9 protein-coding genes are annotated in these 11,990 nt (G+C 70.5%); 7 read left to right on the forward strand and 2 right to left on the reverse strand.

The window, feature by feature from the left end:
* Window positions 1–13: 13 nt before the first annotated feature.
* Complete coding sequence (locus tag I003_RS32610; RefSeq protein ID WP_037721111.1) at window positions 14–1,828, forward strand: protein kinase domain-containing protein; 1,815 nt, start codon at window positions 14–16, stop codon at window positions 1,826–1,828.
* A gap of 24 nt (window positions 1,829–1,852) precedes the next feature.
* Here I003_RS32610 and I003_RS0118235 read toward each other — a convergent pair whose 3' ends face one another.
* A complete protein-coding gene (locus I003_RS0118235; protein ID WP_027772816.1) occupies window positions 1,853–3,136 on the reverse strand; it encodes an adenylosuccinate synthase in 1,284 nt (427 codons plus the stop codon).
* Between the two features lie 145 nt (window positions 3,137–3,281).
* Between I003_RS0118235 and I003_RS0118240 the strand changes: the two genes are divergently transcribed.
* The 4 genes from I003_RS0118240 to I003_RS32615 all read left to right on the forward strand — a co-directional run bounded on the left by I003_RS0118240 (window position 3,282) and on the right by I003_RS32615 (window position 7,895).
* The gene (locus I003_RS0118240; RefSeq protein WP_027772817.1) at window positions 3,282–4,511 is read left to right on the forward strand and encodes a diacylglycerol kinase family protein; all 1,230 of its coding nucleotides are present in this window, start codon (window positions 3,282–3,284) and stop codon (window positions 4,509–4,511) included.
* Between the two features lie 239 nt (window positions 4,512–4,750).
* The gene (locus I003_RS0118245) at window positions 4,751–5,065 is read left to right on the forward strand and encodes a hypothetical protein (protein ID WP_027772818.1); all 315 of its coding nucleotides are present in this window, start codon (window positions 4,751–4,753) and stop codon (window positions 5,063–5,065) included.
* On the forward strand, window positions 5,062–6,315 hold the full coding sequence (locus tag I003_RS0118250; RefSeq protein ID WP_027772819.1) for a putative T7SS-secreted protein: 1,254 nt from the start codon (window positions 5,062–5,064) through the stop codon (window positions 6,313–6,315). The genes I003_RS0118245 and I003_RS0118250 overlap by 4 nt, the downstream gene beginning before the upstream one ends.
* Before the next feature lie 1,058 nt (window positions 6,316–7,373).
* A complete protein-coding gene (locus I003_RS32615) occupies window positions 7,374–7,895 on the forward strand; it encodes a hypothetical protein (protein WP_486584274.1) in 522 nt (173 codons plus the stop codon).
* 631 nt (window positions 7,896–8,526) lie between these two features.
* On the opposite strand, the gene I003_RS0118265 is transcribed toward I003_RS32615, so the two are convergent.
* The gene (locus I003_RS0118265) at window positions 8,527–9,144 is read right to left on the reverse strand and encodes a MarR family transcriptional regulator (protein ID WP_027772820.1); all 618 of its coding nucleotides are present in this window, start codon (window positions 9,142–9,144) and stop codon (window positions 8,527–8,529) included.
* A gap of 93 nt (window positions 9,145–9,237) precedes the next feature.
* Between I003_RS0118265 and I003_RS0118270 the strand changes: the two genes are divergently transcribed.
* Window positions 9,238–10,161 (forward strand): ABC transporter ATP-binding protein, encoded by a 924-nt coding sequence (locus tag I003_RS0118270; RefSeq protein WP_027772821.1) that lies wholly within the window; start codon window positions 9,238–9,240, stop codon window positions 10,159–10,161.
* The gene (locus I003_RS0118275) at window positions 10,161–11,852 is read left to right on the forward strand and encodes an ABC transporter permease (protein WP_027772822.1); all 1,692 of its coding nucleotides are present in this window, start codon (window positions 10,161–10,163) and stop codon (window positions 11,850–11,852) included. The genes I003_RS0118270 and I003_RS0118275 overlap by 1 nt, the downstream gene beginning before the upstream one ends.
* The last annotated feature ends 138 nt before the right edge of the window (window positions 11,853–11,990 follow it).

Raw genomic sequence — 11,990 nt, forward strand, 5'->3', positions numbered from 1 at the left:
GGAAGGGGGCAGCATGGACAGCCTCGGACCGGATGATCCGCGCCGCGTCGGCTCGTACCACCTGCTCGGACGGCTCGGCGAGGGCGGCATGGGACGCGTGTACCTCGCCCGTTCCGAACGCGGCCGGACCGCCGCGGTGAAGCTGGTCAAGGCCGAGTTGGCGCGCGAGCCGGAGTTCCGGCGCCGGTTCACGCAGGAGATCACCGCCGCGCGTCTGGTCGGCGGCGAGTGGACGGCGCCCGTGCTCGACGCCGACACGCACGCCGCGACGCCGTGGGTCGCCACCGGGTACGTCGCGGGCCCCTCCCTGCACGAGGTCATCGCCAGGGACTACGGCCCGCTGCCCGACGCCTCCGTGCGCGCGCTCGCGGGCGGTCTGGCGCGCGCGCTGCAGGCGATCCACGCCGCCGGGCTCGTCCACCGCGACCTCAAGCCCTCCAACATCCTCGTCACCATCGACGGCCCGCGCGTCATCGACTTCGGCATCGCCCGCGCGCTGGACTCGGTCACCGCCGCCGGCGACGGGCTCACCCGCACCGGCGCGGTCATCGGCTCGCCCGGCTTCATGTCGCCCGAGCAGGTGCGCGGCGAGAAGGTCACGGCGGCGAGCGACGTGTTCTGCCTGGGGACGGTGCTGGCGTTCGCGGCGACCGGGCGGATGCCGTTCGGCACGGAGGACAGTGGCGCGCACGCGCTGATGTTCCGGATCGCCGCCGAGGAGCCGGACCTGTCGGGCATCGACGGCGAACTGCGCACCCTGATCGAGCGCTGCCTCATCAAGGAGCCGGACGCGCGGCCCGGAATCGCCGAGCTGGTCGCGGTGACGGAGCAGGCGGCGCAGCTCAGGCCGTGGCTGCCCGGTGCGCTGCTGGAGGTGCTGGCGCGGCGGGCGGTGGAACTGCTGGACGCCGAGACCCCGCAGACCGCGGGCGGCGTCACCGGAGCGGCCGGGGCGGCCCCGGCGTACGGGCCGCCGCCGACGGGCGCCGCGCCCGGCGCGTACGGACAGACCGGTCTGCAGCCCCGGCACCAGCAGCCGTACGGCACCCCACCGCAGCAGCAGCGCCCCGCCTACGGCGCCGCGCCCACGGCGCACCCCTCGCCCTACCGCGCCCCGGCGGCCCCCTACGGCCAGACCGGCTGGCAGACCCCCCGCCCTCCGCTGCCGGGCCGGCCGCGCGCGGTGCGGCCCATCGCCACGGCGCTCCAGGTGGTGCTGGGCGTGTACGCGGCGTACGTCTGCCTCCAGGTGATCCAGGAGATCAACCTTCTGGTCATGCTGGGCGAGGACGGCGCCGGCACCTGGTACATGGCCGGGGACCTCGACCGGATGGAGAACTTCACCGCCGGCAACTTCCTCCTCTTCGCGGTGTGCGCCGTGCTGTGGTCGGTCTGGTTCCACCGGCTGCGGGCGAACGCCGAGGCGTTCGCCCCGGGCCAGGTGCGCTACTCCCCCGGGCTTGCCGTCGGCTCCTGGTTCATCCCGGTCGCCCAGTTCTGGTTCCCCATGCAGATCGCCAACGACCTGTTCCGCGTGAGCAGTCCGTTCCCGCACCAGGCGCGCCCGCACGCCGGCTACGGTCCGCGGCCCGTGTCGTACGGGAAGGGCGTGCTGAACTGCTGGTGGGCCGCCTGGGTCGCCACCATGGTGCTCGCCCTGGTCACCGCGGAGAACTGGGAGGTCGGCATGGCGATCGGCTCCGCGGTCCGGATCGTGCTGTTCGACCTGCTGTTCTCGTTCGTGCTGATCGTGACGAGCGTGCTGGCGCTGCTCGCGGTGCAGCAACTGACGACGCTGCAGGACCAGCGCCTCAAGGGAACGGTCTGACGGCTGACTGACTTAGAGGCAGGCTCAGAGGAACGAGTTGATCTGGATCGTCTCGTCCCGCCCCGGGCCGACGCCGATCGCCGAGATCTGGGCCCCCGACATCTCCTCCAGGGCCTTGACGTACCCCTGCGCGTTCTTCGGCAGCTCCTCGAAGGACGTGGCCTTCGAGATGTCCTCGGACCAGCCGGGCAGCATCTCGTACACGGGCGTGGCGTGGTGGAAGTCGGTCTGGCTGTACGGCAGTTCGGTGACGCGGCGGCCGTCGATGTCGTACGCGACGCAGACCGGGATGCGCTCCCAGCCGGTGAGCACGTCGAGCTTCGTGAGGAAGAAGTCCGTCAGGCCGTTGACGCGGGTCGCGTAGCGGGCGATCACCGCGTCGAACCAGCCGCACCGTCGGTCCCGGCCGGTGGTCACGCCGCGCTCGCCGCCGATGGTGCGCAGCCGGTCGCCGTCCTCGTCGAGCAGTTCGGTCGGGAACGGTCCGGCACCGACGCGCGTTGTGTACGCCTTGAGGATGCCGATGACCCGGCTGATCCGCGTGGGGCCGACGCCGGCTCCCGTGCAGGCGCCCCCCGCGGTCGGGTTGGACGAGGTGACGAAGGGGTACGTGCCGTGGTCGACGTCGAGGAGCGTGCCCTGCCCGCCCTCGAAGAGGACGACCTTCCCGGCGTCGATGGCCTCGTTGAGCAGGAGGGTGGTGTCGGCGACGTACGGGCGCATCTGCTCCGCGTAGCCCAGGAGCTGCTCGACGACGGCGTCGGGGCGGATGGCGCGGCGGTTGTAGAGCTTGGCGAGGATCTGGTTCTTCTGGTCCAGCGCGGCCTCGACCTTCTGCCGCAGGATCGACTCGTCGAAGAGGTCCTGCACCCGGATCCCGACGCGGTTGATCTTGTCGGCGTAGGCCGGTCCGATGCCGCGTCCCGTGGTGCCGATCTTCCGCGTGCCGAGGAACCGTTCCGTCACCTTGTCGAGGTCGGTGTGGTACGCCGTGATGAGGTGCGCGTTGCCGCTGACGAGCAGCTTGGAGGTGTCCACGCCGCGCTGCTGCAGCGCGCTCAGCTCGCCGAGCAGCACCTCGGGATCGACGACCACGCCGTTGCCGATGACCGGCGTGCAGCCCGGCGACAGGATGCCCGAGGGCAGCAGGTGCAGCGCGTACTTCTGATCGCCGACCACCACCGTGTGCCCGGCGTTGTTCCCGCCCTGGAAGCGCACCACGTAGTCCACCGAGCCGCCGAGCAGATCGGTGGCCTTCCCCTTGCCTTCGTCACCCCACTGAGCACCGAGCAGCACAAGTGCGGGCACAGGCGTACACCCCTTCCGGGCGGGGCATGTCCAACGTGCGGTGCGCCGTGCACCGGGGATCGGACCGGGCCCCGGATAGACGAAGCCCCTGGCACAAGTGCGACAGGGGCTCTTGCACCGAGAGATTACCTGAGGAAGGACCGTGGTGTCGGCTCCAGACCCCACCGGGCGCTCACTGCTCGTGCTCATCGACCCCGCTGCACGGCGGGCGGACGGGGAAGCCGTACGGATCGCGAGGGACGTGCTCTCCGCGGCGGCGGCCACGAAGATCTGCCTGCCGGAGAGCGCGCCGGAACTGGCCCGCGCCCTGGCCCGCCGGGGGGCCCGCCGGCCGGTGGTCATCGGTGACGACCGCGCCTTCCTCCGGGTGGTGAGCGAGCTGCGCCGCCAGGAGACGCTGGCGGACGCCCCGCTGGCGCTGGTCCCGGTGGGCACGGCGCGGACGCTGGCGGCGACGCTGGGGGTCCCGACGGGGACGGTGGACGCGGCCCGGACGGTGCTGGACGGCGAGGAGCGCCGGCTGGGACTGCTGGTGGACGACGGCGGCGGGGTGGTCCTGGACGCCCTGCGCCTGCCGGCGGAGGGCCTGCCTGCGGAGGGGACGGACCCGGACGGCCCGGGCGCGCCGAGGGCCGCGGGCGCACCGGGACCGGCGGATGACCACCGGACGGGACACGGCCCCCGGACGCCGGGCGGCGGCCGAACGCCGGAAGGCACCGGTGCGCCGGGCGGGGCACCGGGCGGCCTCCCGTTCGGCGGCCTTGCCGGGCTGGCGCAGCGGGCCGGCCCGGGAGCGGGAGGCGGCGGCCGGCGGTGGACCCCGGCGGCGGGCCTGCGCGCGCTCGCGGCGCGGGCGGTGGCGGCGCGGACGGCTGGCCAGCGGACCGAGGGCGGACGCGAGCCGGACCCGCCGGTCGTCACCACGTGGGGCGCGGAGGACGCGACGGGAGGCTGGGAGTCGGGCGGTGCGGACGCAGCAGGCCGGACGCCGCCGGGCGGTCACGGCGCGGAGAAGGACGACGGCGAGGGCTGGGCGCCGGCCCCGTACGACGAGGACACCGCGCACGACGGCGCCGACCCGGCCCCGGAGAACGGCTTCCGCCTCCGCGTGGAGGCGGACGGAGTGCTCCTGGCGGACCTGGACGGCTCGACGGCGCAGGTCAGGGTAGTGACGGACCCGACGAGCGGCCTGGCCCAGGTGGTGATCCGCCCCCGCGGCCCGGGCGACCCCCTGCACGCGGAGGCCCGCAGCGTACGCGTCTGGGGCAGCGACTTCCGCTACCGCGCCGACGCCCTCCTCAGCCCCCCGGTCCGCCAGCGCACCTGGACCGCCCACCCCAACGCCTGGCGCCTGATCACCGCCCCGACCCGCTAGCAGCGGGCAGCGCCCCGAACCCCGCCGCTTACCTCATGAGGCAAGAGCGGCGGGGCGTTCGAGGGTGGTGGGGTGGTGAGGGTCTTCGATAGCGTCGTCACACGGAGTATCCCTTCCTCACTCGGAGTTGATCGTGACCCGCCGCCCCCCGTCGTCCGCCGGCCCAGACCGCGGGCATCGTTCTCAGCCGACCCCGCACACGTCAGGGCGGCCGACCCAGGCCGCGGGAGGGACAACCATTGGGTGACTTATACGTCGATGGCGAGATGCTCGATCGCACCCGGCACGACCTCCTGCACATCGTGAAGGTGCTGAAGGTGCCCGGCGAGGAGATGGAGCAGCTCGACGGCTCGGACATGGGGGTGGAAAAGCTCGCCTCACGGATGGACGACTTCGGTGACGAGTGGTCCTACGGCATCAAGCAGCTCACCAAGTTCTCCGACAGAGCCGCTGACGCACTGCTTGAGATCAAGAAGTCCTTCGCCGGCTTGGACGATGACCTCGCCCAGGCTCTGCGTGACGGCGGCAGTGGCGAGGGGGTGCAGTCCGGATGACGGAGTGGCACCAGCTCGGCCCTGGCCACACGGCAGAAGCCAGGGCCCGCTTCCCCGCGATCGGCTTCGACCCGTGCCCGGGCGATCACCGCGCCGCCGAGCACGTCGCCGGCGTCGTCCGCCGGGCGGCCCGCTCGCTGGACGAGATATCGCAGGTACTCAACGGCCGCGGGGACGGCGAATGGCGGGGCAAGGCCGCCGAGGAGTTCCGCCGCCAGTTCAACGACGACTTCAGGCCGAAGATCGACAAGGCCCGCGACTCGTTCGCCCGATCGGCCGCGGCGCTGGAGGAGTGGGCCGCGTACATGCCGCCCAAGCAGTTGCAGGCCCGTGCGCTGGAGGACGAGGCGGGAGCCGCGAAGTCGCGGGCCGAGACGGCAAGGACTCACCTGTCGGGGCTGCCTCCCGAGCCCAAGTGGCACGACGTCCCCAAGAACGACCGGGAGGAGCGGGAGGCCAAGCGGGAGGCGAACGAACGCTCCCGCGCGGAGACGGCCGTCAGCAACGCCGAGAGCACCCTCGAAGAGATCCGGGACCGCGCCGCAACGCTGGCCGACCGCTACCGGGCGGAGGGCGAGGCCATCGCCGACCGCCTGAAACGAGCCATGGACATCGCCCCCAACGAACCAGGCCTGTTCGGCAAAATCGGTGAAGCCATAGGTGCGGCAGTCGGTGCACTGGACGGAGTGCTCGACAGCGCTCTGGGTGAGCTCAGGGAATTCCTGGAGAAACACGCCTGGGTCTTCAAGATGATCGGTGACATCGCCGGTACGCTCGGCGCCGTCCTGGGGCTGCTGTCCCTTGCCTTCCCGGTGCTCGCACCGTTCGCCCTCGGCCTGGGGGCGCTGGCACTGACCAGTCACTATCTCATGGCTGTGGGAACGACAGGGAGCTTCCTGGCAGCCCTCACAGACGAGACGGTGCTCATCGACGCCGCAGGTCTTGCATTCGGCGGCGGCGCTTTCGCGGCAGGGAAGGCGCTTACCAGAATCGCCGGGCCGGGGAGCGCCGGGTTGTTCAGGACTGCACTCACCCAACCTGGTCGGACCGTGGGAGGCATGGAGCTCACCGCCTCGTCTCTGCAATTCACCGGTAACTGGATGGGGAATTCGGTGGCGATGCTCCCGGGGGGAGGAGCACAGAACACCTATGAGTTTTCGAAGTGGGCGTCGAACGGGTTGATCGGCCGGGAGGCAGGTAGGACTCCGGCTTTCCTCGACCCTGACGAGGCCGAGGAGGCGACCCGGTGACGGCGCTGAAGAAAAGGCAGAGAACACTCCTGATGAGCTTTCGATCGTCTGCCGAGGTCTCGATCGCATGGGCATGAAGGTGTACTGGCCGAGCTGGCTCATCCGGCTCTCTCGCTGTACTACGACCAGTCGCTTCAATGTGGCGGCCATGCTCGCCGCAGCCCTAGCCGGCGTGATGGTCTCCGGCGTTCTGGCTCCCCTATCCGACACACTGGACGCTTGGTGCAGGATTCTCGGTGTGATCTTGGGCATCGCATTGATCTGGTTCGTCGTCGTCGGTACAGCCCCGAAGGGCTGGATCCCCTCGGCTTACGTCGTTGCCCTGCTCTTGTTGGTGATATGGGCTGTGTTCACGGAACAGGACCGGCTGCTCAGCCAGCGGGGCGAATGGACAACAGCCGAGGTCGTCTCTCGTGAAGACACTCCGAAGAACTCCTACTGCACCTTGCGGTTCAAGGACGGAGTGAAAACCTCCGGCCCCCTCGGCGGCTGCCGCAACGCCCGCCCCGGGGACACCATCCGGGTATTTTACGATCCCCGGCACGAGATTCGGCCAAGCCATCGTTCGCCGAATGTTCCTCTCTGGCTCGGGCTGTCAGGGGGCACCACGCTGATCATGGCCGCTTGCACATTTGTCGCGGCGAAGCGTGGACAGTCGACATACGTCCAGTCGGCACCTCCCCCTCCCTCTCCTCCGCCAGCTCCCCCGCCGCCCCGCCCGGCACCACCGCTTCCACCGAAAGGTCCGCCCGGGCCATATCAGCCCCCCGACGCACCTCCATACTAGGCAAGCAATCTCCTGCGCAGGCGCTGCTCATCACAGCACGCGCGTTCCACTCCTAGAAGCGAAAGCGACCACGCCATTGAGCACCCCCCGCTCGGGCAGCCAGGCGCATACGTCTGGCTCCAGGCCACCGCTCGGACAAGTCAATTTATTCGCACCCACCGACTGGTTTGACATCCTCGGATATCCGGCCGATGACAGCATCACGAAAGAGCGATTCACAGAAGCGACCCGCCTGGCATTCCCTCACCATTCGACAGATATCAGGGATTCGATGATCGACGCCTTGATGCACACTCGACGAATATTTCTGGAAGACGGCATGCTTTCGTGCGGATTGGTCGCGCTACCGGAGACCGAGCAAGGCCCGGTATTCTGGCAGATCTGCAGCGGAGTTATCGAAACAGAGCCACTCGATAAGGACCTCGATGCAGGGTCCGCATTCGCCCATTTTCTGGGTGAAGGAGTCGCCGACGATGACGTCTATACCGAGAGTTTCCCGACCGCGATCGGCACGGGTGTCGGGCTGATCAGCACCACGCAGGTTTTCGGGGACGGCTCCGTCTCCTTACCCCTCCCGGACACGTCCGCCTACAGCACTGAGCCTCACGCCGAGGTGACACTTGGGCTGGCAGTCGCTCTCGCGATGCCTCCAGGCGGCGGCCGGGGCCTGGCCGTCGTCGGCCAGTGCCTCGATGTCGAACAGGTGCGAGAACTGGCGTGCATTGTTGCGCTCATGGCGGGAAAGTCAACCATTGACGTCTACACACAGGACAGGAAAGCGGCCAGCGCCTGAAGTGCGGAAAGCAGTGTCTGGCAGGTGGAAGTGGTCCCGGCGAAAAGGCAGGAGGCACCGGAGATCTCGGACGACTACCTTGCGGTGATCTTCATCATCGCCGACGATGACCTCGTACGGAATGACAGAGGGTACGGGACAGACGCGGTTGTGACGGCAGTGGGGTAGCACGCCCGAAGACTTCCCACCTCCAGACTGGAGGAACCCGACGGAGACCCCATCCACGGCTCCATAAGCTGCGGCAATCTCAAGGCGGGGGACCACGTAAGCGTGATCGCCGATCCCTCCGGACGGGTAGATCCCACACGGTGATCCGTGAACAGGACACGGTCTACCTGGGTTTCGCGGCCTGCGCTTACCTCATCCTCTTCTCCACGTTGCTTGGTGCCGCGATCGGCCTCCAGAAGCGTGCAATCGTTCGCCCTCCGCCGCCCGTTACGCCGCCGCGGGGGCGGCCAGAGGCGTAGTGCCTGGTGAACCCTGCTGCCCTGCGTGGGGGAGGGGGGTGCCGGGGTGGTGGCGGGTGTGGCGTTGTTCGGTGGTGCCGGATTCGGGGCCGGCCGGTCCGCCGGAAGATTCCGGGGCCTGCGCGGCTCGCGGGCCGTGTGGCGGGGTGCGGTGACGGGGGCCGTCACTCGTCCGTCGCCCGGGCCTCGTCGCGGCGTTTGACGTAGTCCCACCAGCGCTGTTCCAGGCGGCCGTTCTCCTCCCGCAGGAACGCGAAGAACTGGGTGGTCTCCTCGATCCGCCGGCCCGCCGGGGTGCCCTCGCCCAGGATGCCGACGCCCGTGTCCAGGGTCTGTTCGAAGCGCCGGATCATGCCCTCCCGCTGGGCGAAGATCTGGTACCAGCGGTCGCTTTCCATCCGGTAGCGCTCGCGCCGCGAGCCCGGCTCGCGTTCGCGGGTGATGAGGCCGACCGCCGCGAGATAGCGGACCGCGCCCGAGACCGCCGCCGGGCTCACGTGCAGGCGCTCGCCGACCTCCGCCGCGGTGAGGGCGCCCGCGTCGTCCGCCAGGAGGCACGCGAAGACCCGGGACGCCATGCGCTGCATGCCCATCTCGGTGAGTTCGGCGGCCACCCGCTCCACGTATCTCGCCACGGCCTCTTCATCGCGCTCACCGCGTGCGTCGCGGTCGTCGCGTACGTCCCGGTCGTCGCCTGCGTCGCGGTCCGCGTCGCGTCTGCGCTCCGCGCCTTCGCCGCGCTCTTCGCGCCCACCGCGCTCATCACGCTGCTGATCTGCCACTTCTCTCCGTACTCCCCGTCCGGCCACGTCAGGTTCGACCCTAACGCTTTAGTAACTTCACAAATTTGTGAATGTTCGTGTAGCTTACATGGTATGACCAAGGCAATCACCGTCTCCGGCCTGACCAAGACATTCGGCCGGACCCGTGCGCTCGACGGCCTCGACCTCGACGTCGCGACGGGCGAGGTGCACGGCTTCCTCGGCCCCAACGGCGCGGGCAAGTCCACCACCATCCGCGTGCTGCTCGGCCTGCTGCGCGCCGATACGGGCACCGCCCAGGTGCTCGGTGGCGACCCGTGGGCCGATGCCGTCACGCTCCACCGCCGACTGGCCTATGTGCCGGGGGACGTCGAGCTGTGGCCCAACCTCACCGGCGGTGAGGCCATCGACCTGCTCGCGCGGCTCCGCGGCGGCATCGACAAGCAGCGTCGCGAAGAGCTCATCGAGCGCTTCGACCTCGACCCGACCAAGAAGGGCCGGAGCTACTCCAAGGGGAACCGGCAGAAGGTGGCCATCGTCGCCGCCCTCGCCTCCGACGCCGAGCTGCTCCTGCTCGACGAGCCCACCGCGGGCCTCGACCCGCTCATGGAGGTCGTCTTCCAGGACGTCATCACCCAGGCGAAGGCCGAGGGCAAGACCGTCCTGCTGTCCAGCCACATCCTCGCGCAGGTGGAGAAGCTCGCGGACCGGGTGAGCATCATCCGGCTGGGGAAGATCGTGCAGTCCGGCACGCTCAGCGAGATGCGCCACCTGACGCGGACGACCATCGAGGCCGAAACCGAGCGGCCCGCCACCGGCATCGAGGAGCTGCCGGGCATCCACCAGCTCCGTACCGACGACGGCCGGGTGCACTTCGCCGTCGACGGCGAGCACCTGGACGCCGCCGTGCGGCGGCTCGGGGAGTTCGGCATCCGCAGCCTGGTGAGCCATCCCCCCACTCTGGAGGAGCTGATGCTCCGCCACTACGGCGACGAGCTGGAGCACAACGGCCACCACTCGGAGGCAGGAGCAGCCTGATGTCTGCCACCCCCTCCACCACCGACGACACGAGCGCCGTGAGCGCCACGGACAACCGGCTCTCCGCACCCCCGAGCGCCTCCGAGGGCACCGGTGCGCTCGCCGGCACCGGGACGCTCGTGCGGTTCGCGCTGCGCCGGGACCGCGTGCGGCTGCCCGTATGGGTGCTCGCGCTGTTCCTCGGGACCGTCTCCAGCGTCAGCAGCTTCGACACGTCGTACGACACGGCCAAGAAGCGCGCCGACGTCGCCGAGACCATGGACAGCCCCGCCGGCCTGGCCATGACCGGCCCGGAGCGCTACCTCGACGACTACAACATCGGCTCGATGACCGGCCACCAGATGCTCGGCTTCACGGCCGTGCTCGTCGGCATCATGAGCGTGCTCATCATCTCCCGGCACACCAGGAGCGAGGAGGAGACCAACCGCGCCGAGCTGGTGCGCTCCGGCGTCGTCGGCCGGCACGCCTACCTCGCCGCCGCGCTCGCCGTCGCCGTCCTCGCCAACCTGGCGGTCGGGCTGCTGATGGCCGGCGGCATGGCCGGCATGGGCATCGACGGCGTCGACGGCCAGGGCTCCCTGCTCTACGGCCTCGCGCACACGGTGACCGGCATCTTCTTCGCCGCGGTCGCCGCGATCACCGTGCAGGTCACCCCGTACGCGCGCGGGGCCTCCGGCATGGCGATGGCCGTCATCGGCGCGGCGTACGCGCTGCGCGCCGCCGGCGACGTCGGCAACGACTGGGTGTCGTGGCTCTCGCCGATCGGCTGGGTCCAGCGCACCTACGTCTTCGTCGACAACCGCTGGTGGCCGCTGCTGCTCGTGGTGGTCGCCACCGTCGTCTGCGCGGCGGCCGGCTTCGTGCTCAGCACCCGCCGCGACGTCGGCGCGGGCCTGAAGGCCGCCCGCGTCGGCAGCCCTGTCGGCTCCGGCACCCTCACCACCCCGCTGGGCTTCGCGCTGCGGCTGCACCGCGGGCTGCTCTTCGGCTTCGGCGCGGGCGCGCTGCTGCTCGGCGTGATGTACGGGTCGATCCTCGGCGACGCCGAGGAGATGATCGAGGGCATCGACGAACTGGAGGAGCAACTCGCCGAGATCGGCGGCGCCAACGTGGCGGAGTCGTTCGCCTCGGTGGTGATGATCGTCGTCGCCGTCGTCTGCTCGATCTACGTCGTGATGGCCGCCCTGCGCCCGCGTGCGGAGGAGTCCGCGGGCCGCGCGGAGCCGCTGCTCTCCACCGCGCTGTCGCGCGACCGGTGGGTGCTGAGCCACACCGTCATCGGCGCGGCCGGCGGCACGGTGCTGATGCTGCTCGCCGGCGTCGGCTTCGGCGCCGCGGGCGCCGCCTCCACGGGCGACGGCGGGCTGTTCCTCAAGCTCGTCGGCGCGGCTCTGGCGTACGCCCCCGCGCTGTGGGTCGCCATCGGCCTGGCGGTGGCGCTCTTCGGCTGGGCCCCGCGGGCGGTGGCGGCGGCGTGGGTGGTCCCGGTGTACGGGTTCGTCGTCGGCTACCTCGGCGAGATCCTCAAGTTCCCGGGCGTGCTGAACGAGCTGTCGCCCTTCGGGCACGTACCGCAGCTTCCGGCGAAGGACATGTCGTGGACGCCGCTGCTGGCGCTGACGGCGATCGCCGTGGGGCTGGTGTGGCTGGGCCTCGTGGGCTTCCGCCGGCGGGACCTGGAGACGAAGTAGCCGTCCGGCGCGGGTGTCCTGCCGGAAGGCGGGACACCCGCGCCCGGCGCGTGCGCGGCACGGCGCCCCCGCGCACCGCCTCCGTACGGTCCTGCGCATGCGCCCGTACGGGGCCCTGCGCACCCGCCCGTACGGCCC

It is taken from the genome of Streptomyces sp. CNQ329 (assembly GCF_000482585.1).

Bases quoted from the DNA above. Each gene is read 5' to 3' on its own strand.
- I003_RS32610 (WP_037721111.1), top strand. From the start codon at position 14: ATGGACAGCCTCGGACCGGATGATCCGCGCCGCGTCGGCTCGTACCAC.
- I003_RS0118250 (WP_027772819.1), top strand. From the start codon at position 5,062: ATGACGGAGTGGCACCAGCTCGGCCCTGGCCACACGGCAGAAGCCAGG.
- I003_RS32615 (WP_486584274.1), top strand. From the start codon at position 7,374: ATGATCGACGCCTTGATGCACACTCGACGAATATTTCTGGAAGACGGC.
- I003_RS0118270 (WP_027772821.1), top strand. From the start codon at position 9,238: ATGACCAAGGCAATCACCGTCTCCGGCCTGACCAAGACATTCGGCCGG.
- I003_RS0118275 (WP_027772822.1), top strand. From the start codon at position 10,161: ATGTCTGCCACCCCCTCCACCACCGACGACACGAGCGCCGTGAGCGCC.